Source organism: Kiritimatiellia bacterium (assembly GCA_025054615.1).
Taxonomy (GTDB): Bacteria; Verrucomicrobiota; Kiritimatiellia; order CAIVKH01; family CAIVKH01; genus JANWZO01.
The window spans coordinates 139,991-163,914 of record JANWZO010000001.1; the positions used below are offsets into that span (position 1 = coordinate 139,991).

Annotated in this window: 20 protein-coding genes; 6 read left to right on the forward strand and 14 right to left on the reverse strand. The window is 60.8% G+C overall.

The window, feature by feature from the left end; translation table 11 throughout:
* Positions 1-45 precede the first annotated feature (45 nt).
* The 3 genes from ilvN to NZ740_00690 all read right to left on the reverse strand — a co-directional run bounded on the left by ilvN (position 46) and on the right by NZ740_00690 (position 3,303).
* A complete protein-coding gene (gene ilvN, locus NZ740_00680) occupies positions 46-573 on the reverse strand; it encodes an acetolactate synthase small subunit (GenBank protein ID MCS6770523.1) in 528 nt (175 codons plus the stop codon).
* A gap of 33 nt (positions 574-606) precedes the next feature.
* Complete coding sequence (gene ilvB, locus NZ740_00685; protein ID MCS6770524.1) at positions 607-2,415, reverse strand: biosynthetic-type acetolactate synthase large subunit; 1,809 nt, start codon at positions 2,413-2,415, stop codon at positions 607-609.
* 108 nt (positions 2,416-2,523) lie between these two features.
* Complete coding sequence (locus NZ740_00690; protein MCS6770525.1) at positions 2,524-3,303, reverse strand: SAM-dependent chlorinase/fluorinase; 780 nt, start codon at positions 3,301-3,303, stop codon at positions 2,524-2,526.
* Between the two features lie 51 nt (positions 3,304-3,354).
* On the opposite strand from NZ740_00690, the gene folE reads away from it, so the two are divergent.
* Positions 3,355-3,924 carry a GTP cyclohydrolase I FolE gene (gene folE, locus NZ740_00695; GenBank protein MCS6770526.1) on the forward strand — a complete coding sequence of 190 codons (570 nt, stop codon included), beginning with the start codon at positions 3,355-3,357 and terminating at the stop codon, positions 3,922-3,924.
* 34 nt (positions 3,925-3,958) lie between these two features.
* Here the strand turns inward: folE and NZ740_00700 are convergent, their stop codons facing one another.
* From NZ740_00700 to NZ740_00715, 4 genes are read right to left on the reverse strand one after another with little or no spacing between them, the layout of a single operon-like run.
* Positions 3,959-4,618 (reverse strand): LON peptidase substrate-binding domain-containing protein, encoded by a 660-nt coding sequence (locus tag NZ740_00700; protein MCS6770527.1) that lies wholly within the window; start codon positions 4,616-4,618, stop codon positions 3,959-3,961.
* A gap of 32 nt (positions 4,619-4,650) precedes the next feature.
* On the reverse strand, positions 4,651-5,892 hold the full coding sequence (locus NZ740_00705; protein ID MCS6770528.1) for a L,D-transpeptidase family protein: 1,242 nt from the start codon (positions 5,890-5,892) through the stop codon (positions 4,651-4,653).
* The gene (locus NZ740_00710; protein MCS6770529.1) at positions 5,874-8,561 is read right to left on the reverse strand and encodes a translocation/assembly module TamB domain-containing protein; all 2,688 of its coding nucleotides are present in this window, start codon (positions 8,559-8,561) and stop codon (positions 5,874-5,876) included. Before NZ740_00710 ends, NZ740_00705 begins: the two co-directional genes overlap by 19 nt.
* On the reverse strand, positions 8,561-10,324 hold the full coding sequence (locus NZ740_00715) for an autotransporter assembly complex protein TamA (protein MCS6770530.1): 1,764 nt from the start codon (positions 10,322-10,324) through the stop codon (positions 8,561-8,563). Before NZ740_00715 ends, NZ740_00710 begins: the two co-directional genes overlap by 1 nt.
* Positions 10,325-10,466: 142 nt before the next feature.
* Between NZ740_00715 and NZ740_00720 the strand changes: the two genes are divergently transcribed.
* Together NZ740_00720 and NZ740_00725 are read left to right on the forward strand one after the other, a co-directional pair.
* A complete protein-coding gene (locus NZ740_00720) occupies positions 10,467-10,844 on the forward strand; it encodes a YraN family protein (protein MCS6770531.1) in 378 nt (125 codons plus the stop codon).
* Positions 10,838-11,872 carry a lytic transglycosylase domain-containing protein gene (locus NZ740_00725; GenBank protein MCS6770532.1) on the forward strand — a complete coding sequence of 345 codons (1,035 nt, stop codon included), beginning with the start codon at positions 10,838-10,840 and terminating at the stop codon, positions 11,870-11,872. Before NZ740_00720 ends, NZ740_00725 begins: the two co-directional genes overlap by 7 nt.
* Positions 11,873-11,935: 63 nt before the next feature.
* On the opposite strand, the gene NZ740_00730 is transcribed toward NZ740_00725, so the two are convergent.
* From NZ740_00730 to NZ740_00755, 6 genes are all read right to left on the reverse strand, one after another.
* Positions 11,936-12,412, reverse strand: a complete 477-nt coding sequence (locus NZ740_00730; protein MCS6770533.1) for a phosphatidylglycerophosphatase A — start codon at positions 12,410-12,412, stop codon at positions 11,936-11,938.
* Positions 12,409-13,986: a hypothetical protein gene (locus NZ740_00735; GenBank protein MCS6770534.1), complete on the reverse strand. Its 1,578-nt coding sequence runs from the start codon at positions 13,984-13,986 to the stop codon at positions 12,409-12,411. Before NZ740_00735 ends, NZ740_00730 begins: the two co-directional genes overlap by 4 nt.
* Positions 13,983-14,900 (reverse strand): dihydroorotate dehydrogenase, encoded by a 918-nt coding sequence (locus NZ740_00740; GenBank protein ID MCS6770535.1) that lies wholly within the window; start codon positions 14,898-14,900, stop codon positions 13,983-13,985. The genes NZ740_00735 and NZ740_00740 overlap by 4 nt, the downstream gene beginning before the upstream one ends.
* The gene (locus NZ740_00745; GenBank protein ID MCS6770536.1) at positions 14,897-15,685 is read right to left on the reverse strand and encodes a dihydroorotate dehydrogenase electron transfer subunit; all 789 of its coding nucleotides are present in this window, start codon (positions 15,683-15,685) and stop codon (positions 14,897-14,899) included. The genes NZ740_00740 and NZ740_00745 overlap by 4 nt, the downstream gene beginning before the upstream one ends.
* A gap of 155 nt (positions 15,686-15,840) precedes the next feature.
* Positions 15,841-18,960 (reverse strand): tetratricopeptide repeat protein, encoded by a 3,120-nt coding sequence (locus NZ740_00750; protein ID MCS6770537.1) that lies wholly within the window; start codon positions 18,958-18,960, stop codon positions 15,841-15,843.
* Between the two features lie 68 nt (positions 18,961-19,028).
* Positions 19,029-19,856, reverse strand: a complete 828-nt coding sequence (locus tag NZ740_00755) for a PEP-CTERM sorting domain-containing protein (protein ID MCS6770538.1) — start codon at positions 19,854-19,856, stop codon at positions 19,029-19,031.
* A gap of 234 nt (positions 19,857-20,090) precedes the next feature.
* Here NZ740_00755 and NZ740_00760 point away from each other — a divergent pair, with 234 nt between their 5' ends.
* A complete protein-coding gene (locus tag NZ740_00760) occupies positions 20,091-21,170 on the forward strand; it encodes an NAD-dependent epimerase/dehydratase family protein (protein MCS6770539.1) in 1,080 nt (359 codons plus the stop codon).
* Here NZ740_00760 and NZ740_00765 read toward each other — a convergent pair.
* The gene (locus NZ740_00765) at positions 21,161-21,964 is read right to left on the reverse strand and encodes a WecB/TagA/CpsF family glycosyltransferase (protein MCS6770540.1); all 804 of its coding nucleotides are present in this window, start codon (positions 21,962-21,964) and stop codon (positions 21,161-21,163) included. The genes NZ740_00760 and NZ740_00765 overlap by 10 nt on opposite strands.
* A 69-nt stretch (positions 21,965-22,033) precedes the next feature.
* On the opposite strand from NZ740_00765, the gene NZ740_00770 reads away from it, so the two are divergent.
* Both NZ740_00770 and NZ740_00775 read left to right on the forward strand, forming a co-directional pair.
* Positions 22,034-23,023, forward strand: coding sequence for an exosortase/archaeosortase family protein (locus NZ740_00770; protein MCS6770541.1), 990 nt, complete (start codon positions 22,034-22,036; stop codon positions 23,021-23,023).
* A complete protein-coding gene (locus tag NZ740_00775; protein ID MCS6770542.1) occupies positions 23,020-23,817 on the forward strand; it encodes an EpsI family protein in 798 nt (265 codons plus the stop codon). Before NZ740_00770 ends, NZ740_00775 begins: the two co-directional genes overlap by 4 nt.
* Positions 23,818-23,924 lie beyond the last annotated feature (107 nt).

The window sequence follows — 23,924 nt, forward strand, 5'->3', positions numbered from 1 at the left end:
AGACAGCGCCAGGAGGGGGGGCCAGGCCCCGCTGCGATCCCGGGGCTAAGTCAGCCCGTCGCCACGCGCCATCAGAACCTTGCCTGTTCGGACAAGCTCGATGATGCGGAACTTCCCGAGCATGCCGATGAGCGCGTCAATCTTCTCGCTGTTGCCCGTGCACTGGAGGATCAGCGAGGTTTCAGTGAGATCAACTGTCTTGCAACCGAAATGCTCACCGATCTGCAGCACCTCGGCGCGCTGCTCGGCGCCCACGCGAACTTTCACCAGCGCCAGTTCCTTGACCACGGCGTTGTCGTCCGTGTGGTCGGTACAGCGCAGCACATCGATGAGCTTGCTGGTTTGCTTGATGATCTGCTCCATGCCCTCCGGGCTGCCGCTCAGCCCGATGGTCATGCGTGAAAAATTTCCGTCCATCGCGGGCGATACCACCAGCGATTCGATGTTGTAACCACGGCGCGCGAACACTTGTGCGATCCTCGCCAGCACGCCGGGCTTGTTCGCAACGTACACACTGATGGTGTGGAGGCCCGTGGATTGAGCGATATGTGGATTGACGACCTGCGTTGTCATGGGATGTAGGTCTTCCTCTCGTTGGGGCGGCGATCAGGTGGATCCCGTCGGCTTCTCGAGCTTGTGCTTCGGAGGCTCGAGGATCATGTCCTCGATCGCGCGGCCCGCCGGGATCATGGGATACACGTTGTCAGCCTTTTCGACCTCCGCATTGATCACGCAAGGGCCATCGTTATAGTCCATGGCGCGCTTGAGAATCTTGCGGATGTCGGCGCCGCGCTTCAGCGTGAAGCCCTTGGCGCCCGGGTAACATTCCGCGAGCTTCGCGAAGTCCGGGTTGCCCTCAAGGTCCACGCCGCTCTCGCGGTTCTCGAAAAACAGCTCCTGCCACTGCCGGACCATTCCGAGGTAGTGGTTGTTCAGGACGAGGACCTTCACCGGCAGCTTGTGCACACACGCGGTGGCCAGTTCGCACATGGTCATCTGGAATCCGCCGTCGCCAACCACGGCCCACACCATGTCGTGGGGCTTGGCAAACTGGGCGCCGATGGCAGCGGGAAATCCATAGCCCATGGTGCCGGCGCCGCCGGAGCTGAGCCAACCGTCGGGTCGGACGGTCTTCATGAACTGGGCAGCCCACATCTGGTGCTGCCCGACATCGGTCGTGACGATGGCGTTCCCGCCGGTGAGCTTGTCGAGCTCATCGAGAATGTACTGCATCTTTAGGCCGCCATATTTCTTGTATTTGAGCGGGAACTTTTTCTTCAGGCCGTCGAGGTGATTCAGCCACGCGTCGGTATCGAGTTTCCGCACGTGCTTGATCAGCTCCTCCAGCACCTCCTTCGCGTCGCCCACACACCAATGATGAACCTTGATCATCTTGTTGATTTCGGCGGCGTCGATGTCGATATGGATGCGCACCGCATCCCGGCAGAATTTTGGCGCCTGACCAATGATGCGATCATCGAACCTGGACCCGATCGACATCACGAGGTCGCATTCGAGCATCGCCTTGTTGGCATACGCGGTTCCGTGCATGCCGAGCATGCCCAGCGAGAGCGGGTGCGTTTCGGGAAAGGCGCCCTTGCCCAGGAGCGTCGTCGTCACTGGCGCCTGAAGGGTCTCGGCGAGCCTGCGAAGCTGATCCCACGCTCGGGAGATCAACACGCCATGACCCACGAGAAGCACGGGGCGCTTCGACTTCAGGAGCGCCTCGGCGATCCCCTTGACCCGATCCTTGTCCACGGGGATGAACGGATTGTACCCTGGCAGATCCATTGGTGGGTCGAGATCCGACGTGCAGGGGCCGGAACTGACGTCTTTGGGAATGTCAATCAGGACCGGGCCCGGGCGGCCGGTGCTGGCAATGTAAAATGCCTCTTTGATCACCCGTGGAATATCGTTCGTCCGCTTCACGAGGTAACTGTGCTTGACGACCGGCATGGTGATGCCGAACACGTCGGCCTCCTGGAACGCGTCCTTGCCGAGCATGGCGGTGATCGTCTGGCCGGTCAGAACCACCATCGGCACAGAATCCATGTGCGCGGTCATAATGCCCGTAACCGTATTCGTCGCGCCGGGACCGCTGGTCACGAGGACCACACCCGGTCGCCCCGTAATACGGGCATAACCGTCGGCGATGTGTGTCGCACCCTGCTCGTGGCGGACCAGCACCAGCTTGATCTTCGTGCCGGTCGTCACCAAGGCATCAAAGATCGGAATCGCTGCCCCCCCCGAAAGCCCCCAGATGTACTCGACGCCCTGCCGCTCCAGTCCCTTGACCAGCGCCTGGGCTCCATCCAAGACCTGCTTGGAAATCGGCGGATTTTTGACCTCAACCTGTGGCCTTAAATGATCGGCCTTTTGATCCAAAGTTTTATCGGCTACCGCCAGTGTTGTCATAATTTTTCACCCTTTTTCCAAAAAAATAACCCATGTCCGTAGAAATACAACAAAATTTTTGCGGTTTTTTTTGAAAGTAAAGCATCGCATTCGAAACAATCAAAAAATTTATGCCTTTTGAACCAAAACATCGTCTCCGCGTTGCAGGCCGAATTTGCTGGCGGCATTGCCTTGGCAGATGGCCAGTTCGAGCAGGCCCGTGGATTCCAGTAGCGCCAAGGGCTCGCCGGGATTTCGGGCCGAATAAAACGGCGCTAGACCCGTAACCTCGAACCCGCGGCAGCGGACCTTGACATGCGCTCCCAGTCTGGAAATCAGCGGAGCGGGAATGTTGGAAATTGCATTTCCGAAGCGATCCACGTGGATGATCACTCCGGCGATCTTTGTGCGGCTTCGTCGAGGGGAAGGCCAGAGCCAGCGCACGGGGTCTACCGCCTTAGGGGCGATCTGATCTCGGGGCATTCCCGACGCGAGCAATCCGGCGGCAAAAGCGAAAACATCGCGGCCGTGAAAGGTCGTGCCCACGGCGTCTGGCCGGCGAACGGACGGAGCGATTTCCCAGGCGGACCAGCGCCGAGCCGCGTGGAAAACCCACGAAAAAATGCCATTGTCCGGACCGATAAGCCAACGGCCATCCGCGCAGGCCAGCAACGGCCGGCGATCCGATCCCACTCCCGGATCAACGACGGCCACATGAATCGTTCCCTCGGGATAAAGGCGCCAGTAATGGCGAAGGGCCCAGGCGCCGCTGCGGACATCTTGCGGCGGAATGGAATGTGTAGCGTCAACGAGCTGGGCGACAGCACATGCCGACTGCGCCACCCCTTTCATCGCCGCCACATAGCCATCTTCGGTGCCGAAATCAGAGAGGAACGTAATGATGGGCATAACAAAACGATAACAAATGACGGTCTTATGCCAGACATGTATGGTACGCGTATGCAACGTGATGTGGAATCGATTGTTCGCGAATTGTTGGCAGCGCTCGGCGAAGACCCCACGCGGGAGGGGTTAGCGAAGACCCCTGAACGTGTCGCGAAAGCGTGGCAGTTTCTGACCCGAGGATACTACCAGACCGTTGAGGAGATCGTGAATGGGGCGCTCTTTGAGGCGCACTCCCGGCACATGGTGATCATCAAGGACATCGAGATTTACAGTCTCTGCGAACACCACCTTTTGCCGTTTTTCGGCCGATGCCACATTGGATACATTCCGCGAGACAAGGTAATCGGCGTCAGCAAACTCGCTCGTCTTGCCGACATGTTTGCGCGCCGCCTTCAGATCCAGGAGCGGTTAACACAGCAAATCGCCAACGCGATCATGGACGTGTTGAAGCCCCTCGGGGTCGGGGTGGTCATCGAGGCGCAGCACTTGTGCATGATGATGCGCGGAGTGGAAAAGCAGAACTCCTTCATGATCACCTCCGCCGTTCTTGGCTGTTTTCAGGATTCGCTGCCGACGCGAACGGAATTCTTCAATCTTCTCGGGCGACCGTCGCTCCACGGCTAGCCCATCACCGCATTCCAACTTGCGGGATTTTTGATCAGGAGGCGGCGCGGACCGCAGCCAGCGCGGCCCTCGCATTCTGGATTGCCAACACGGACCGCTCGGCTTGAACCAGTAGATCGACCGAGTCGCGGAGATGTTCCGCCAGAGACAGAAGCCGATCATTTTCTGAACGCATCTCGAGAAGTTCCTGCTTGCGCAACAGGGAGAGGGCGGAGGTGGGCATGACCCGGAACGACAGGGTTGCGAGTCCACTGTATTCTGACTCTGGCGGCTCTGAGCCGGTCGCCAGCGCGATCAGACGGCGGTGTAAGTAAAATACTTGATTGGCGACCGATTCATCCCATTCGGTCGAGAGATCCTCATACGGGGCGATGAGCGCTGTCGGATACGGCACGGGCTCGTCGGCCGGCTCGATCGCGCAGCGCTGTTTCCCAATGGCAATCAAATCCATTCGCCCATCGTCATAGGTGCGTAGCAGGGTCGCGATACGCATCACGCAGCCCACTTTTCGCCAATCGCTTCCATCTGAGCAAACGATGACAAATTCGCCTGGCAGCCCTTCGGATTCCCTGGCGCGACAATGCGCGATCATGGATTTGTAGCGCGGCTCAAATATGTGCAGCGGAACGGCCTCGCCGGGACAGACCGCGAGTGAAAGAGGAAATGCGGGCAGAATGCGCTCCGACTGTACCATGCTGAAGACTTTTCGCCTGCTTTGCTCCCGCCTTACAGCGAGCCGCCGGCCACATGCAGATCAGCGGAAGGTCGCACGACCACCGGGCAGCCGACGGCTACCATTTCCAGCAATTTTCTTGCGTTCCAGTTGGCAAGGCGGAAGCAGCCATGCGACTCGGTCTTGCCGATCTCTTCTGGAAAGGGCGTGCCGTGGATTCCGTAGCCGGGCCGGTCCAGGCCGAGCCATACGACGCCGACCGGATTGTTGGGTCCTGGCGGAAGGACCAGACGCCGGTCAATGCCCGCCGCGAGCGGATCATCGGCGAATAGCTGCGGATCAAATGTGTAATTCGGCATTTCGGCAGCGTTGATGATTTGCAGCTCGCCGACCGGCCGCTTTTCCGCGCGCTTCCCGATCGAACAGGGGAACCGGGCAATCAATCGATTTTCGGCGTCGTAGACGCGCAGGACCTTCTCCGACAACACAATTTCTACGCGTGATCCGGTGGCACGCTTGTAGGGGCGAACCTTGGGCACGCGGATGATCGTTCCGGCGGGCGGATTTGGCCAGTCAAGGCCAGGGTTCAGCTCCCGAATGAACCGCTCGCTGGCGTGATAACGCTCCGCGATAAGCTCCAGGATGGTCTCATGTCCGTGCAGATCGAGGGCGGCTCGCGCCCGCCAATCCCGCGGAAACGGGCGCAGAATTGAATAATCCGCATAGGACACCGTGTGCTGCCCAAAGGCCTCCTCATCCGGCGGCGCACGGCGGAGGATCTCCTGATCGATCTCTCCTGTGATCGGAAGTCCGGAGGCGCGCAGCCATTCGCGAAGGGCGGCGCGGGAATTCGGACCCCATCGTCCGTCGATCGCGCCCGGTGAAAAATTGTCCCGGTCCAGCATGATTTGGACCCGCGCCACATCGAGGGGCGAAAGGACAGGTGGCGGAGCGACATCCGCCGGTCCGGGCGGAGGCGGGCCCGGCTCGAAGGGTGAGGGCGGACGGGCAAATGCGAGAGGCGGGACTTCGAGTTGCGGCGCCGCAATGGCCGACTCTGCTGCAGGCGGCGGCATTGCTTCTCGGATCGGCGCATCTTCCGCCGGCGGCACGTTAGCAGGAAGGGAAGGCGTGCCCGCAGGCGCACCAGCGCGCTGGAAAGCGGCGCAACCGACTCCGCAAAACGTGGCCACCACTGCCAACGTCAAAATCCCCGCGAAACGAACCATATTCCACTGCCAATGCGCGCCATACAAGGCGGGCGGTTTTCGTTTGTTCAGTAATCCCTGCGCCATTTGAGTCCGATGCTTTCCCGCATTCGTGGGCTGCTTTCCGTCGTTAATATAAGCGACGGAGTCAATTCCACTTCTACTGTAATCAGATCGGCCGCCCCGTTGAAACTTTTCTCGCCCCCCACATAAATGTGCCGGCCAACGTATTTCCCCACGCTGATGGCCGAAATCGCGTCGCTTGATTCGCTCTGCACCAGCTCCAACTGGTCGACGCGCAGCGCAGACTGTCCCCTCTCCAACACATCCAAGGTCCCACCGCGGCCGCGGAGCACATTAAGACCGTGCGCCAGGCGGACTGCCTGAAGCGGCGAAATGGCGTCCGTCGAACGCGCAAAGAGCAGCCGTGAGAGAATCTCCTCCACGGGATAAGGGGGATCCGATTCAAGATTCAATTCCGGCGACTCCACCGGGCCCACAGCATAGAGGCGCGCGAACATGTCGCCTGCCCGACTCACCGCAGCGACATCCAAATAAGGGTCCGGCGGATGGCGCCCATCGAGGGAAATCACGGCCCTCTCCAAAGAAAATCGGCGGCCCATGAACAGGAAAAAGCCCCGTTCGACCGTCGCCGCCCCTCGGATTTGCGGGGCGTCTGCGGTGCCACCCAGCGTCAAGTCGGCGCGCCACGTGGAATCCAGACCACGACCTTGCACGCGGATCCCCTCTCCTTGAAGCGCTAGGTCGAGCCGAATCGAGGACAGAAGGCCTGAAGGCATAGTCGAGCGTTCCGCAGAAAGGCCGTCTTCAACGATGGGCAACCGTGCCAAGGGCGGCGGGCTTGGTTTCAAACGGATATCTGCCTCTGCGATCCGCAACAGGCCAGTTACGACAGGTGAAAGCGCCGAGCCCTTCGCAAACAGCCTGCCATCCACGCGAACAAGGCTTCCATGGTTTTTCCACACGAGGATTCGCGAAATGGAGGCTTCAGCATCGATCGGAAAGCCGTCTGCGCCCGACAGCAGGATGCTGCCCTCCATGGATAAGCGCCCCCCCGTGCCATCAACGGCGACAAATCGGCGAATTTCAAGCCCGTCGCGATTTCCCTCGAGGTCGATTTCGATGTCCTTCAGTTCGGTTCCGCTGTCCGCAAAGGATATGCGGCCTCCTCGAAGAGTAGCGCTTCCAGCGATGGCGGGGCGAGGCCAGCCGCCGGAAACCCTCAAATCGGCCGTCACCAGTCCGGCCAGTTCTGTCCCGCGCAAATCCGCAAACCTTCCGATCTCTTCAAGGCGCATCGCCATCTGGAGTCGGCCGGAGAGCGGATTTTCCGGATCTGGTTCAAACAGTCCCCCCGCGGTCCGCCGCATGGGCACTTCCATAGCCAGGGTGATTGGCCGCTCCGTCCAACCATGCCATTCCGCTGTCGCCAAAGCCACGACGCCGGACATGGACGCGTTCACTCGTGCCGACGCCGGTTTCGGTTGAAATTCGCCGAACGATCTCAACTGAATTCCGTCTGCCTGAACATCCAAACGCACCACAGGACTGCTGACGGAGCCAGTCCATCGCCCGTTAGCCCGGCACGCGCCCTGAACGAACCAGGCCGAGAGCGGAGTCGAGCCGATGTCCGGTGCCGACGCCGAAAATTCGGCCTCGATCCCATCTCGGGTCCAGGTTCCGGACGATTCCGCCTGCAGCCCCTGCCATGATGCCCCCTGCACATCCCAGGTCCATCCGCCCTGGCTGAAGCCAAGAATCGTTCGTCCCGTGATGGTCAGCTCTGCTCCGAGAAATTCTGCAGAAGCATGGTGAATTCGTGCGACAAACCCGGTGATCATGTCACCCCGCACGGTGGCGCGAATGATTGAATTGGAAAGCGAGCCGACTTGAATGCCCTCACCCTCCACCTCCGCTTCCACCATCCAAGACTCCTTGCGAAAGATCCGGCCCGAGATTCGACCTTCTGCACCGGCCAGCTCATCTGCAAGGGTCGCAACCAAAGGCGATCCTGAGATCGCGATGTCGGCATCGAGACCGCGCTCCGTTCCCCACTCGCCCCACAATTCCAGCGACAGGCCGGTCGCCGTCGCATGAACGCGATCCAAAACCACACGGCCGCGGCCGCCCCGCGCAAACGCGCGGAGGCTGATCTCTTCGCCTCGCCAAACAGCTAGGCCTTCCGCCTCGAGGTCCCATCGCCCCGCTGAATAAGCGCCCCGACCTTTCGTAGAGAAGTCAATCCGTTCGCCCATCGCGCGGGCAGACACCATGCCCTCACGGATTTCTGCGTCTTCAATGCGAATCTCCCAACCGCCAAGCCATTCAGACCCAGCATTGTCTTCATCTCCCCCATCGCGCGAGAGAGGGCGCCGGATCAGAATAAAACGGTTTGCGGCGAGCTGATCGAAGTGGAGCGCGCGAATAGCGAGCAGCCAGGGATCGATTTTCCACTCCACATCGCGGGCCTCCATCCAAGCGCCACCGGCATCGACCAAAACCAGCTCTCGGAGACATCCCTCGAAAGGAAGACGTCCGGAAAGGCCACGAATCACCGCCACCCCCTTGACCCTGCCTGAGATCCATGCCTCAAGCCGGCCGTGTCCAAAATCTGTTCGAAACAACAGATAAAATCCCGCCACAAGTCCGACGACCAAAAAGACAATTGACGCCAGCCACGCGACGAGCGCAACGCGAACGCATCGAAGCAGAGGATTCCCTGGGTGTCGACGCATCAGAAGGCCTGCCCCAGACTCAGATAGAACTGGAAAGGTTTGTCGATCCCTTCCCGCCGTTGCAAGGGAAACGCCACGTCCGCTCGCAAGGGTCCCACAGGTGTGAAATAGCGGACCCCGATCCCAGCCCCCCAGCGAAATGCCTCATCGAAATCGGGGATAGGATGCTCATAGGCCGTTCCGCCGTCGAGAAACACAACGCCCCCGAATTGTTCATGCAACTGCGCCCGGACCTCGGCGGAAACTTCCAGCACCGACCGGCCCCCGACGGGTTTCCCATCCTGCAGCGGGCCCAACGATTGGAAGGCATAACCGCGCACGGAACCTCCGCCTCCGGCGTAAAAGCGTTCGTCGGCGGGAATGCGCGCCGAAGCCGCGCCCACAATGGATCCGGCGAGGGCGCGGCCGGCGAACACCCAGGACCGGTCCCGAACGAGGGGCTGGTAGCGGTGGACGGCCGCGGAGGACTTGAAGAAACCGCGATTTTTCCGCTCCAGATCAAAAAAAGGCTCCGCTGCGGCAAACAGCCGGAAGCCGCTCCTCGGGTCCAGCACGAAGCGGCTTGTGTTCCATTCCATACTCGCGGGGACGGACGCGAACACGTAATTTTCCTCCTCATCGAACTGGCCCACCTCGCTGAGTCGGAAGGCCAAACCACTGCGAATCCAAAGGCGCTGCCGCCACTCCCGCTCCAGCTCCGCCGCTGCGCGTGCGTTGCGACTCCCGAACGCCTCGGTTTCCTCCTCTGCCGCACGGGCCGACAGAACCAGGCGCTGTCGCGGCCGCAGAAACTGCAAGAGAGCCAGCCGGCCTTCTGCCGCGACCACGCGTTCGCCCAGATCCGCTGCCAACCGGAGGCGCTCGGCCCGGCCCTCGAGATTTCGATGCTCCCATTCGAAGCGGCTTCGGGCGCCTTCGTCCGTCGAGTAATGTACTCCGGCCTCAATCGTGCGCGGACGCCGTTCCCGAATGGCCAGCACGAGCGGAAGCCGTCCGCTTTCATCGACCTGTTCTGCATGGGTTAGCGATACGGATGAAAACAGGCCCAGTCTGACCAGGCGCGTGCGGATCTCCTCGAGGCAGACCGGATCATACGGGGCGCCCGGCTCCAAACCCACTTCCGCTCGCACGAACGATTCACTCAAACGGACAAGTCCCGTGATGCTCAGCTCGCCCCAGTAGGCTTTGGGGCCAGGATCCAGTTTCAACCGAACACGAAGGAGGGCCTTCTCGTGGTCGGGTTCATAGATTCGGCGTTTGAAGGCGGCAAAGGGATGGCCACGCCCGCGAACCCATTCCAGCCAAATTCGCTCCGCAGCCAACAGCGCATCAGCACGCGCAGGCATTCCGGTTGCCCATCCCATCTCACGGGGCGGTCGCGCGAGCGACGCATCCGGCACTTCAAGCGCTACGCTTCCAAGCCGGTATCGTGGTCCGGCGCGAATTTGGAATACAACTCTCCGCGGGGTGGACGATTCGAGTGCAACCTCGGCTTGTGCGCCGTAATAACCGGCAGAACGGAGGACATCCCGCAGCGCGGGAAGGTCCTGACGTGCGCGCCAGAGTAACAGTCCGTCTGTCGGCGGAGGTCGGTCCCGGAGTTGATAGGTCTCGCTGTGGGCACGGAGGATCCTGAGCAGACCCCGTTCCGGAACACCGTCGAACCGAACCTGATAGGGCGTCGATTCCCCGGCGAGGCAGACGGCGCCGAACCAGATGGTTAGCGCGCATCCCAACGACGAAAACTCAATTTTCCGCCGCACGAGAAAACGTTATCGCGGCTCGCCATCATTACGAAAAGTCGATTTGCAGCGGAAATGACTTTCTCCGAAGGCGATAACAGCGGTATGCTGCCTTATCATCATGCGGTGGTTGGCACGGTTGTTAGGGCGAAGTCCCCGCCATTTGAAAGCCGGGAAATGGGGAGAATCGGTCGCGGCCCGCCTGCTGCGCAAGAAGGGCTATCGCATCGTCGCCCGTCGTTTGATCATCCAGCGAGCGGAAATTGACCTGATCGCCAAGCGAGATGGAACGCTCGTTTTTGTCGAGGTCAAAACCCGAGCAGAAGAGCGGTTCGGGCGGCCGGCCTCTGCGGTCGGGCGACTGAAAAAGCGCCGAATCACCCGCGCAGCTCTTGAGTACCTAAGACATCTTCGCAGCCGACCGGATTACGTAAGGTTCGACATCATAGAAGTGATTGGTCGACCGGACGGAGGCCACCCGGTGGCGCGGCATGTCGAAAATGCGTTCACTCTCTCGGCAGGTGCGCGGCTGCCATGGTAGATCGGACGCTTGCGGCGATGCTGGGAGAGGCGTTCGTCGCGGCGGCAGTCATGGCCCAGCCTGCCGACTGGGAGTCGCTTTGGGAACGCGGCTTGGATGAGGCCGACCGGCATCTCTCGGCATTTGGGTACGAGATTGACCGCGATGCATTTAGGCGAATTCCCAACGCATTTGAACTTGGGGAATTTCTCTCCGGCGTCGAGGAACGCCTCGATGCCGGATCGCTGGAAGACCTCGCGTGGATTCGCCCCGAAGTTGAGGCTGCGACCTCATGGTTGGAGGGGTTCCCCGAAATGCAGCCCTACGTCAGCCGTCTGCGGCAAATTTTGGACTATTTGTTTGTCGCAGAAGTCGCATTGGGGGGTCCTCCGCGCGAACTTCCCACACCGCAGCCGCGTCCGAAAACACCGCCGCTTCTGCGGTTACCCGAGCCGCCCCGTCGCCTCGACGAGGCGACTCGTCGCCAGGCCGAGCAGCGAGCGAGATCACCTGAAATCTGGCGCGCACGTCTGGCAGGGCGGAAGCCGCCTCCGCGGGCAGCCGAACTCGTACCGTCTTTGAAGAAAATTTTTGAACAGGAAGGGCTGCCGGCGGCTCTGGTTTGGATTGCCGAAGTTGAATCGGGATTCGACCCGAGGGCGCGCAGTCCCGCGGGAGCCGTCGGCCTGTTCCAATTCATGCCCGTCACTGCGCGACGATTTGGCCTGAATACCGACCCACCGGACGACCGCTTCCATCCCGCCCGAAGCGCGAAGGCCGCGGCCGCCTACCTTAGGGAGTTGCACCGCCGATTCGGCTCGTGGCCCCTTGCGGTGGCCGGTTACAACGCCGGTGAGGGGCGCGTCCTGAAAGCCTTGCGCGCCCGAAATGGAGCAACCGGCTTCGACGAAATCGCCGATCTTCTGCCGCTGGAAACCCAGATGTATGTGCCAAAAGTTAGAGCGGTGATCGACTTGCGGGAAGGTTTGGACTTGGTAAACCTCCCAGGGCCACGCCCGAAATCGGCCCATCCACGAAACGGCATTTGACCGTGATCCTTGCCGATCGGGCCGAATTCGGGCCGTTCGGCCGCACAGTAATTGGTTGTCGATTCATGGAGCAGCGAGATACCAGCGATAAATCAGATGATTCGCGGCCAGCGCGTACAGGGAAGCAAACACATCGTCGGCGACTATCCCGAGTCCACCGCTAAGCCTCTGTAGACGAAAGGCCGGCCAGAGTTTGACGATGTCGAAAAACCGATGCGTGACGAAGGCAATCCCCATCATGGTCCAGCCCTCCGGCTGGCCCGCGACCGGCAATCCGATTAGGCAGATGGGATAGGTCAGGTATTCATCCGCCACACAGGGTTTGGGGTCTTTCACACGCAATTTGTTTTCGACGGCCTGGCAAACGGGTATGGCGATGAGGGCGAAGAGCAGAGCCGCCATCACCTGACCCTCGATGCCGAAGGTGGAGTTGACCCACCACGCAAGGGGAAGGCCCAATAGGGATCCGACCGTACCGGGCGCCAGGGGAAAATAGCCGAGGCCGAATCCTGCGCCGATCCAGGCAAGCAAAGCTTTCATAGCTCGTCTCCGAGCGCAAATTCATACTCGATGCGGCCCGGCCCGGGCAGCGCCCACACTTCCAGCTTGCGCTGCGGCGCAATGGCGTCGATCCAGCCTTTCGCCGCGTTCAGCCGCTCGCGGAATGGAAGCGAACCGGTCGGGTTCTCGATCAACAATTTCAGTGACCACGCCGTGATGGCCAATCGGGCCATTTTCGCACCCTCAGTTAGATCAAATCCCAGATACGCGCCCGCATTCCGCTTATGCATCCGCCCAAGAGCAGCGGACAAAGAGGTTTGATCAACGTCATGATCAGCGGCCGACCGGCTCTCCCGAAGCAACGCGAGAAGCGCTCCCGCATTGCTCGAAAAAACGACGGACCGCCCGAGGACCGCAAACGCGAGCCGCTCGTTCATTTCAGCCGCCGCATAGGCCGAACGGCCGGTCGATTCAATCGCGTACACGCGCTGCGTCCCCACCGAGATGGGGTGGAGAACGAGCCCCCAAGGCGTGGCCGCATTAATCCGGTCAAGCGCCGCCTGAACATCCGCAACCACGGAGTCCGGGGTCTCCGTTGAGAAGCCGCCGACCAGCGTAGGCAGTCGAACCGCGCGGTAACGGCCGCTGAAGGGGCCGCCGAGGAGTGCGAAGCCCGCGGCGCCGGTGGATGAGCTTCCAAACAACGCTGCGAACTCCCGACCAAGGAGGTTGTTAGAAGCCTTGGCGAGCCAGGCAGCCGCCAATGGGCGCCCGGCCACGAGAACAGCAGTCGGCCGTTCGCCCAGCAAAGCCGCCAACTCCTTAAGATCGGACGAATCCGTAGCAACCGCTGCAGGCCAGCCGCCAGGCACAGCCACCTTTCCACGAAAGCCGCCATTCGGCCGAAAATCCATGGCAAAACGGATGAAGGATCCGCCATCCTGGCCGTTACCGATGCGGACCCACCCCCAGTCGGGAATTCCCTCATCCGGCGGTGTTCGCGGAGCCGCCGTATCTGCAAGCGAAGGGGCCAGTCCATCCACGCAGGCGAGCACATCTTCGATCCCGATCGCATCGGCGGCAATGCAGCCCACAACCATCCCTTCCACGATCGAGAAGGTGATTCGCTCGCCTCCCTTGAGACCCTTGGGAGTCCAGACCCAGACACGCCAGCCGTTTCGAGCGCTCGCCGGTTTAAGGGTCGGGTCATCTACGGACTTCAGGCTCCATCGCAGCCGCTGGCTCCTGCCGCCAAGCCACGCAGCGAAGACCCATGCCGGGCGGCCGGTTAGCGGCATCGAAGGCACATAGGCCAAAATGAGCTCATCCTGTCCGAGCCAGTCGATGACGCGCCGGATTTCTGGAGAGACGATCAGGGCCTCCCAGTCCTCGGTCTCTACCCCCATCGCGCCGGCCAAACTTTTGAGCAGGCGATTTTCGGAGAGAACGTCCCAGCGTCCAGCCAGTCGCTGGTGCGCCGTGACCCAGGTGGCGTCGGCAGGGACGGCATTCCAAGGGCCCCTGACCGTCCTTGGAACATGGAACGCCCACCAGAGCGCCGCTCCAGCGGCCCCAAAGGCAAGGAGCCAGAAGGCGAGCCGCCTTGCGTTCACTCGTCGCGCAGCGAGCCTACCCATTCGTAGACCGTCCTAATACCCTGCTCCACAAAGAAGTCTCGAATGCCTTGAATCACCTGAATCGCCGTGTCCGGGTTTACAAACGTCGCGGTGCCGACGGCCACGGCGCGGGCGCCGACCATCATGAACTCGAGGGCATCCTGCGCCGTCACGATCCCCCCCATGCCAATCACGGGAATCCGTACGGCTTTGGCTGCGAGCCAGACCAATCGGAGCGCAATCGGCTTAATGGCCGGACCGGTCAAACCGCCGGTCTTGTTCGCGAGCTTGAAGCCGCGCGTCCGGATATCCACCGCCATGCCGGGAAAGGAATTGATGAGGGAAATGGCGTCCGCGCCGCTCGCCTCTGCGCAACGCGCGAACTCCCCGATATCCGCCACATTCGGCGCCAGCTTGGGAATCAGCGGAAGTTTCGTCGCCGCGCGGATTGCCGTCACCACCCGTTCAAACATGAGAAGGTCGGTGCCGAACATGGCGCTTCCTTCCTTGATGTTCGGGCACGAGACATTGACCTCGAGTCCTGCAATGCCGGGAACGCGGTCGAGTCGCGCCGCCACTTCCGCATATTCCTCCACGGTTTTGCCCCAGATATTGACGATGACCGGCACATCATAGCGGCGCAGAAAGGGCATATAATCCCGCACGAACCCTTCGACGCCAGGGCCGGGCAACCCAATCGCGTTCAACAGGCCGCTTGCGGTCTCGGCCGTGCGAGGCGTGGGATTTCCCTTGGTGGGATTGAGGCAAATTCCCTTTACGACAACCGCACCGAGCTCATTCAGATCCACGAGGTCGGCATATTCCGGCCCATACCCGAAGGTGCCCGAGGCGGTCATGACCGGATTTCGCATACGGATGCCGGCGATTTCGACGGAAAGGTCCGGCATCATTCGACTTCCTCCCAGAGCACGTCGCGTACGTTGAAGACAGGGCCTTCTCGGCACGCCCTCGCCCAGCTCCAGCCGTTGTCTCCGCGAACTTTTAGCACGCAAGTAAGGCAAGCGCCGACGCCGCAGCCCATATTGTTGTCCACAGAAGTCCACGCCTCCCAACCTCTCTCGAGCGCTCGCTGGGCAACCGCTTTGAGCATGCCGCCGGGCCCACAGGCGAACAGTTCAGGCCGGACCTGACGACCCGAGGCGACCCACCAGTCGTCCAGCGCATCGGTGACAATCCCTTTCCGCCCCAGGCTGCCGTCCTCCGTGGTAATTTGAACCGACCAGCCCTGCGCCTCAAATTCCCCAACGCACAAGATGTCTTTCGCGCTCCGTCCCCCGAAAAACGCAATACCCTTTGTCGGCGCCGAGCGAGCGGTCATATACAAGGCTGCCATGCCGTAGCCGCCGGCGACAATGACGGGAAATCGGCCAGGGTCCGGGTCGGGAAACCCTCGGCCCAGCGGGCCGAGAATGCTGAGCGATTCGCCCGGCTTGAGGTACTGAAGCGTTCTCGTCCCCCTGCCGACGTCCTTGTATAGGATGGCAAGGCGCTCGCCCTCCGTCCAAAACACGCTGAAAGGCCTCCGCAGGAGGCATTCTTCCAGATGAGGCACCTTGACGTGGATGAATTGGCCCGGCCTGACACAGGGCGCGATGTCAGGTGCGAGCATGACCAGCAAATAATACCCTCCTTGGATGGGGATGTGCTGATGGACGGTCGCCAATTCAATTTGCATAGATCGCCATATATACATTCGATTCGAGGCCGGTTCCACTTGGAACCGATGCTGCCAGGCGCGAATTCCGATTCTGGGAACACCCTCACGATGCTTAGCGGTGTTTCGCGGCATGCGGGCCCGCAGCCATGGCGCATAACGCCTTGGAGCGAAGCTCAGGGAGCTGGCGCTGAGGGCTTTTCCTCAGCCGCTCGAACTTCCCGGCTCGTCAAAAACGCCTGTCGTTCATCCAGCTCTGCGCGAACGCGGGCCGCGGCATTCGAGTTGCCCACGGCCAGATAGCTTTGTTCCAGCGCCTCCAAAAGCTCGTTGGCGACGCGCGGGGCTAATGAGCGGGTTCGCTCGAAGCTCTCGATCGCCAGATCGTGACGGCCAAGATCGGCGGCAATCCGGCCGCGGGTTGCCCATAAAATCGGCTCTTGGGGGGCAATCCGGCAGGCCTGCTCGGTTTTTTCTAGCGCCTCCTCCAGGCGGCCCAGTTCGCGAAGCGTCCACGCCCAATCATTGAAAATTTGCGGCGCCTTGCCGCGTTCCGCGGCTCTGGCGAAGGCATCGGCGGCCAACAGCCAGCGCGAACGCTTCGTCATGGCGATCGCAATCGCGTACCATCCGAGCGGATTTTCCGGGTCGATCGCGAGCAGGGAACGTGCCCGGGCTTCGATGTCCTCCGGTTCGCGAACCGGCAGCTCGACGCTGAGGAGCAGTTCCAACGGAAGCCTCGCGCCCGGCTGGACGGCATGGGCCCGTTCCAAATAACGCAGCGCGGCGGCCCGATCTCTGTTGTTCATGGCCGACTCGGCCAGGTAGAGCAAGCCGGGCACATAAACGCTCGATGCCTGCTCGAGCACGGCCATCGCCGCGCGCCATTCCTCGAGGCGACGCCCCGATGCCAAGGCTAGCGCCCGCAATAGCGCCGCCTCAGGATTGAGCGGATCTCGCTTGAGGACCTCTTCCGCACTCCGCGCCGCCTCCTCCCATTTTTGCTGCGCCAACATCAGCCGAGCGGCCTCGAGAGCCACGTCGTTCGTGGCCGCCCCGGACGCCTTGAACCGCTCGAGCGTGTGAGAGGCTTCGGCAAATCTGCCCTCGCGGGTTTGAATACGGAGCAACGCGCGCAGGTGAGGCAGCGATTGCGGATTCTCGGCCAACTGTTTTTCGAGTTCCTCTCTCACTCCCTCCACGTCCCCCATCGCGGCCGCGCGGAGCGTCTCGCTCAAGCGAGCGGCCGGTGAATCGGCGACAGTCGCCTGTTCACGGGCGAGCTCGAGCGCCCGACCCGGATATCCGAGCGCTGCCCATTCGGCGGATTCTAGGGCAGCGGCTTCCTTCAGAATGGTCCTACCGTATTGAGACCGAATCGCAACCATCATCGCGCCTTGAGGATAGCCCGCCATGCCGCGCCGGATTGCCTCGATGTCCTCTTCGGGGACCGATTCGCCCGCAAGCCGACGCAGCTCAGTGAGGTTGATCCGTGCGGCGAGATGGTCGGGCTGAAGCGAGAGCGCCCACTCAAAAGCTTCCTTTGCCGCGTTGGTTTCGCCGGCGGCAAACAAATCGACGCCAATTTCGTTGCTCCATCTCGCCCCCGCGCTCACGGTCCAAGCCCGAATTCGCGCCAACCCCATGGACAAGGGACCCTTCAACGGGGGGAGATCCGTATCTCGTTGAATGCCCTCCAGCGCGCGCTTCAATTCGTCCGCGTCCGGGCCGGGTTCCCGAACAATACGGGCATACAACCCTTCCCGGCGAATTCGACTGGGGCTGTTCAAGGGCGGCGGATAAATGGTCAACAAGACCGGCGGGCGTCCAGCGGACTCCTCCCGGGAGATCCAATCGCGGAGCATGGTGTCGGCGCCGACGGCAAGGACCCACTCCGGGTCGGCGAAATCATGGCGGGCCTGCAGAAAACGCAGATAGGCCGGGCTCGTAAGGGCTCCGGCATTCAACAACCGGACGTCGCGCCGGCCGTCGCGGGCTGCGATACGAATCGCATCGTCGAATGCGCCGTCTGAAACGATCCAACCGCCTTCGGTCGCTGATTCGAGCACGCGGTCCGTCAGAGCGGCAAACGCCACCGCGTTCGCCCGAACTGAGCGCGGCGCGTTTTGCCATCCCGCGTATAAGATGGCTGCAACGGCCAGCACGACCGGCGCCAAAGCGACGGGGCGGATTTGCGCTGGCGGAGAACCTAGGGATCTTCGACGCTGAGGGTAACCGAGCCAGATAAAAGCGATGCCCATCAAACGGCCAAACCAGAGTGCGGCAGCGGCGTAGGGTGTCAACAGCGCCATCTCGGTCTGCGCGACGCGATTGGGTGCGCCGGGAAGCTCAAAGAGGATCACCAGAGCAAGACCCGGCAGGACCGCGAATCGTAGCAGGGACAATCCGATTTCGCTCGCTTGGTCGCTTTTGACCTGGATGCCCCGGCTAAATACGGCCGGCAGCGGCAGAAGGGCGAGCAGGAAAATAACGAGCCAGCCCTGTCGTGGAATTGCACGCGGTCCGGCGGCCATGTATTCAGCTCGGAACAACGTGAACACGTCCTGAAACGACTTGACCTCCCGCCACGCCGCCACGTCGCTCCAATAATAAAGCGCCAACGCGGCCAGAAGCACGAAAACCCCCGCCAGCGAGCAGGCCACGGACGCCGTCACTGTGCGGACATTCAATTGCCGGCGCACAGCCAGAACCACAAAGGCAAATGCGGCAAAAAGCGGCGCCGCAATAGCGATTGTCGCTGACTCGATGGCTCCCACCGACAGGAGCGCCGCGCAGAGATAAAGCGCGCCTAGTTGGTTATGCAGGTAGTATCGCTGAAAGGCCCACCAGGCCGCCAACAACAGCGGGAGGGCCAAGGCGTCTGGTTGCGGCATTAGGTAGAACGCCTGAGCCGACGACGATGCGCATAAAAACAGGGCCGCCAAAACAGCCGCCACGGCCCGCGCCGCGGAGTCGTCCTTCATACCTCTCGACGAATCCTCCAGCAGTTCCCGATACGGCAGGTCCATCAGGATCCTCGCCAGTAAGTAGACGGACACCGCAGCGCACAGAACCTGCAGAGCCACCGCGGCTAGAGAGATGGGTAGAAATGTAAGGACCGTTGAGGCCTGGATCAGAGCGCCCCATAGCGGTGTGCTCAGCAACCGAAAGGGGTCAAGGCCCGCATAGCCGGCCAATGCTGATGAGGAAAATCCTGGGACTGGCCGCGTAAGGATGTGAAAAGAAAAAGCGATCAGCGCGAGAACGCACAAAATCAGAGGGGTTCGCCGGATCATAACCGTCAAAGATACAAAAAAAGCCCTGCATCTGTCGACGGGGCTTTTTTTGATTAAGATCAACCGAATTATTTGCGGCGAATCGTCCGAACAACAACCCCAAGAACGCCCAAAGCCGCCAATGCCACGGTCGATGGCTCTGGAACAATCGACATCGAATTAATGAAGAAAATGAATTCAGCTCCCAGATCGATGCCGTATATTTGAGCCACGAATGCGCGGGCTCCTGCGCTGATTGTACCGCTCCAATTCGTTGTAGCGCCGTCCCGGCGCGTCAGACTTGCCGTGTAATCGTAACCCGTGGAACCAATCGTGATTTTGAGGTTGAGACCTTCCGTCCCATGACCAATACCCAGTCCTAGTCCGGAGTTGGAGGCGTCGGTGACGCGATATTGCGAATCGCCGCCGTTGAAATAGACGGTCAGGACCGGATTAGTCGCTCCGTCCAACAGTGCGACAGAGGCTTGAAAACGTGGATAAAGGACACCTGTATCAAAATCTACCGAGAAGGTCTGACCAGGCTCGAGTTCAGGGTTCGTTCCCGTAAAGGGTCGAATGGCTATTGCATCAGATATATCGCCCCACATTCCCCAGGAAACTGGGCGATTGGAAGGATCCTGTGTATCAATATCATTGTCGCCCGCAACGCCTCCTGTCCATCCGTCATCCGTCAAATCACCATTCGTCACCGAGGTCCACATGAAATGACCTGCAATCATCCCGAATGTTGACAACTGCCAAGGTCCGAATCCTGTCCCGCCGTTCGAACCATTCGTCCACGTCAATGAGAAGTAAGCAGGATCACCAGCGTGGTCCGAGGCCAAATTCGCGGCGCTAGCTGTCAGGCCCATTGCTAAAGTGCAGGAAAGTACTGCTATGCGAATCACATGTTTCATTGTTTTAGATCCTTCCCCTACTTATCATGAATGAGCCTATCCAATGATGCTCTACAAACAAACGTTTGTTTCGTAAAGAGGGATTTTTTTGACAATTTTTGTGGATAGAACAAAAGAAGCCCGTCAGCCTGCACACCACGAGAGAGGCGACGAGTACCCCGAGGAGCCATACCGCGAAAAAAGCCTTGGAGGCAAAGATTCGTGGGTTATGCTTCCGGGCCAGAAATTTTCCCCATGGCAGTTGCGGTCATTACCGGTTCTTCCGGACTTATTGGCTCCGAAAGCGTACTCGCCTTTGCGAGGCGGGGACTGGACGTGGTCGGCATCGAAAATGACATGCGTCGCTACTTTTTCGGTCCGGAAGCCTCCACCCGCCGCGTATCCGAACGGCTGAAGGCCGAATGCCCTTCGTTTCGCGAGGAAAATGTGGACATTCGCGATGAAGCGGCTATCGAACAAATCTTTGCCCGATACGGGCGATCGATTGCTGTGGTCGTCCACACGGCAGCGCAGCCGTCGCACGATTGGGCGGCACGAGAGCCCAAGACCGACTTTGGCGTTAACGCCGTAGGCACGTTGAATTTGCTGGAAGCGGCACGGCGATATTGCCCCGACGCGGTCTTTATTTTCACGTCCACCAACAAGGTGTATGGCGATGCGCCGAATCGGCTCCCCCTCGTGGAAAAAGAGACCCGATGGGAAGTGGAGGCATCGCACCCCTACCATGCCCACGGCATTGACGAATCGATGTCGATCGACCAGTGCCTGCACTCCTTGTTCGGCGCGTCAAAAGTCGCAGCGGATATTCTTGTTCAGGAGTATGGCCGGTATTTCGGGATGAAGACCTGCGTGTTCCGCGGCGGTTGCCTGACCGGTCCGCGCCACGCCGGAGCCGAATTGCACGGATTTCTCGCATACATGATGAAATGCGCGGTGACCGGGCGCACGTACCGCATCTACGGATACCGCGGCAAGCAGGTGCGAGATAACATCCACAGCGCGGATTTAATCGCCGCATTCTTGCGCGTCTTCGAGCAACCGCGCGCGGGCGAGGTTTACAACATCGGCGGCGGGCGGGCGAGCCATTGTTCGATGATGGAGGCTATCGCGCTGTGCGAACAGATTGCGGGCCGGCCGATGAACACGGTTTACGTGGAATCAAACCGCATCGGCGACCATATTTGGTACGTGAGTGACCTCCGCAAATTTCAATCGCACTACCCGGGATGGCGGATCGAGCGCGATGTGCCGAGCATTTTGAGGGAGATTTACGAGGAGAACCACGAGGCTTGGCTTTCAGAGGCTCAGCCGTAACGCTCTTCCGCCGGCGTTGCGTGTGGGAACGGTTCCGGGCACCAAAGGCCGGTTGCTTGAGCGGCGACCAACACCGCGTAGGCCGGATTCAGCAGAACATAACGACGCCAGAGCCTCCGCGGATTCTGCGCCAGCCGATGAAGCCACTGAAGGCCGGCCCGTTGCATCCATTCAGGGGCTTCCCGTGCGAAGCCGGCGTGGAATTCGAACGCGGCGCCCACGGCGATCATCGGCAGTTTCACCAGCCGCCGCATCTCATAGACGAACACTTCCTGTCGGGGGCAGCCCAGGCCGACAAAAACGATTCGGGCTCCGGAATCGCGGATGGTTTCCGCGAGCCGGTCCCGCTCGTCGGGCGTGAGCCTGCGAAACGCCGACGGTTTCGCTCCGACCACCAACAATCCCTTGAATCGGTCCGCCAAATTCTCGGTCAGCCGGGCCAGCACATCCGCGCGGCTGCCGAACAAGAAGATGGGAAGGGACTCGCGCGCAGCGGCTGCACAGACCTCGAGCATGAGCCGGGGCCCGTACACGCGATCTCGAAGATGAGCCCGGTGCAGCCAGTTCAAGGCCCAGCGTACAGGCTGACCGTCGGGAGTGACGATGTCCAACTCATTGAGTCGGCGGCGGTGGGCGGGGTCCATCGCACCCGTCATCACGCCGTGCACAGCCAGGGCCGTGACTCCGAGCGGTTCGCGGGCTTGGGCAGCGGCGAGAATCCGGCGGACGGCCGACTCGTAGTCGATCACGTCCACCAGTACGCCGAGTACGTTTCGTTTTCCCGTGTCGATCATCCGCCAATTGATTTTGTGTTTTTTGTCACCCGCTGTGATAAAAGGAGGTTGTTTGTCTAATCAATTCTGATGATGAAGTCAGTTCGGCAAACCGGTTTCATGACGCTAGGCCTGCTGGCAGCGGGGACGGTCTTCGTGCTGGCGTGGGGCATTTTTTTCCATTTCCGCGGCGTCACGGATGTCGGCTACATCGTGTCGAAGCCGAATCCTTCCATTTTTTACTGGCTGTATGACCGGTGGTGGCTAAATGATTTTGTCGTCACTTCGTACGCGATCAACTTTCTGGCGCCGATCTTGGCGGCCTTTCTGGCTTGGCGGCGGCGTACCGCGCTCCGCGACGCGCCTCGCCGAATCGGGTGGGCGGGGCTGGTTTTGTTTACGGCGCTGCTTGCGCTCCATGTATTGGGCGCGAGGGCGCAGCAGACGAGAATCAGCATCCTCGCGATGGTCTGGCTGCCGTGGGCGGCGGCCTTTTTCGCCTGGGGTCCGGCGGTGGCTCGTTTGTTGGCGTATCCTTTCCTGATGGCATCCTGGATCATGCCCGTCAATTTTTTTGATGCCGCGATGAATCCGTTGCGCGTCGCGGCCGCACACGCGGCGGCCGGCCTTGCGGCGGGAATCGGCTTTCCCGCAACGGCAGTGGGATCCGCCATCGTCGAGTCCGAATCGCAATTGTGGGTGATCAACCTCTCCGACTCGACGAGCGGCATTTACGCGCTGTCCGCTCTGGCGATGTTCACCATGTTGGCGGCGGATTATGTGAAGCCATTGCGTCGCGCCGTTTGGACGGTCGTGTTGACGCCGGTATTCTTTTGGCTCGCCAACACGGGACGCGGGTTTTTGGCTGTCTTCGTGGCCGAGGTATTCGGCCCAAACGCCGCGAACACGTTGAATGTCCACTACCCGGCCGTGGGGCTCATCGGCTTCTATGTTGCGGCCCAGGCCGCGTGGCTTCGTTTGAGCGGTCTCGACTGGGGATCGGTCAGGCGCCGGTTTTTGGAACCGCATGAGGCTAGAACAAGGGGACCATGGCGGCCGTCTTCGGGAGACACGCTGTGAAGCCGTCCGCGGCGTTGTGGATTTGCACCGCAATTCTGGCGGCACTCTTTGCGGCGCAGCCGCACCTGACCAAGGTCACATTCATTGACGAGCCGCCCGTTCCGACGTCCCTTCCGGAACAGGTGGGCGCATGGCAGGGCCGACGACTGGTCAATTGCCAGGCGCAGGATCACGATGAGCCCCTTTTCGAGGATGAGGTGGGTCCGGAAGGCCGCTGCCCCATCTGCGGAGGCGTGGTCGGCCCGATGACTTCGACCGAAAGATATTTGCTTCCGCCCGATACTCGGATTGACAAGAGAATCTACCGACGCCGACGGGATGCCGCAGCAGATGCCATCAGCGCGGCGATCGTATTCAGCGGAATTCACCGGGCCAGCATTCATCGTCCAGAAGTTTGTCTGGTGGGCGATGGCTCTACTGCTGAAATCATACGGACCGAAACGCGGCGAATCCCCTTGGCGAAGGGGCAGGCGCTTGGCGTCTCGCTCCTGACGGTGCGCCAATTCGGCACTGGGCCTGATGGAAAACCTGTGAACCGCCTGAGCTATTTTGCGTATTGGTTTATCGGCCGCGGACGGGAAACCCCGTCCCATGTTGAGCGATTGGTCTGGATGGGGCTCGAGCGGATTCGCGGCCGCGCTTATCCATGGGCCTACGTTTCCATATCAGCCGCGCTCCGATCGGAAGGGGACTCGGCAGCCCTTCGGCGGCTCGACGAGTTCGCGCGGGCGCTGCATGGGGCGCTCCACGCCTTGTCCAGCCCGGGGCCGGTAGAATCCGCATCAGTTCCGTGAGTCGGCCTCTCTCAACTTCATTCCCGTATCTCCGACGGGCTGCATTAAATGCCTCGGTTTTGGGATTGGTTGAGGCATCGGGTCTAATGCTGTCGCTGCTGGCTGGT

Bases quoted from the DNA above. Each gene is read 5' to 3' on its own strand.
- ilvN (MCS6770523.1), bottom strand. From the start codon at position 573: ATGACAACGCAGGTCGTCAATCCACATATCGCTCAATCCACGGGCCTC.
- ilvB (MCS6770524.1), bottom strand. From the start codon at position 2,415: ATGACAACACTGGCGGTAGCCGATAAAACTTTGGATCAAAAGGCCGAT.
- NZ740_00690 (MCS6770525.1), bottom strand. From the start codon at position 3,303: ATGCCCATCATTACGTTCCTCTCTGATTTCGGCACCGAAGATGGCTAT.
- folE (MCS6770526.1), top strand. From the start codon at position 3,355: ATGCAACGTGATGTGGAATCGATTGTTCGCGAATTGTTGGCAGCGCTC.
- NZ740_00700 (MCS6770527.1), bottom strand. From the start codon at position 4,618: ATGGTACAGTCGGAGCGCATTCTGCCCGCATTTCCTCTTTCACTCGCG.
- NZ740_00705 (MCS6770528.1), bottom strand. From the start codon at position 5,892: ATGGCGCAGGGATTACTGAACAAACGAAAACCGCCCGCCTTGTATGGC.
- NZ740_00710 (MCS6770529.1), bottom strand. From the start codon at position 8,561: ATGCGTCGACACCCAGGGAATCCTCTGCTTCGATGCGTTCGCGTTGCG.
- NZ740_00725 (MCS6770532.1), top strand. From the start codon at position 10,838: ATGGTAGATCGGACGCTTGCGGCGATGCTGGGAGAGGCGTTCGTCGCG.
- NZ740_00730 (MCS6770533.1), bottom strand. From the start codon at position 12,412: ATGAAAGCTTTGCTTGCCTGGATCGGCGCAGGATTCGGCCTCGGCTAT.
- NZ740_00740 (MCS6770535.1), bottom strand. From the start codon at position 14,900: ATGATGCCGGACCTTTCCGTCGAAATCGCCGGCATCCGTATGCGAAAT.
- NZ740_00745 (MCS6770536.1), bottom strand. From the start codon at position 15,685: ATGCAAATTGAATTGGCGACCGTCCATCAGCACATCCCCATCCAAGGA.
- NZ740_00750 (MCS6770537.1), bottom strand. From the start codon at position 18,960: ATGATCCGGCGAACCCCTCTGATTTTGTGCGTTCTCGCGCTGATCGCT.
- NZ740_00755 (MCS6770538.1), bottom strand. From the start codon at position 19,856: ATGAAACATGTGATTCGCATAGCAGTACTTTCCTGCACTTTAGCAATG.
- NZ740_00760 (MCS6770539.1), top strand. From the start codon at position 20,091: ATGGCAGTTGCGGTCATTACCGGTTCTTCCGGACTTATTGGCTCCGAA.
- NZ740_00765 (MCS6770540.1), bottom strand. From the start codon at position 21,964: ATGATCGACACGGGAAAACGAAACGTACTCGGCGTACTGGTGGACGTG.
- NZ740_00770 (MCS6770541.1), top strand. From the start codon at position 22,034: ATGATGAAGTCAGTTCGGCAAACCGGTTTCATGACGCTAGGCCTGCTG.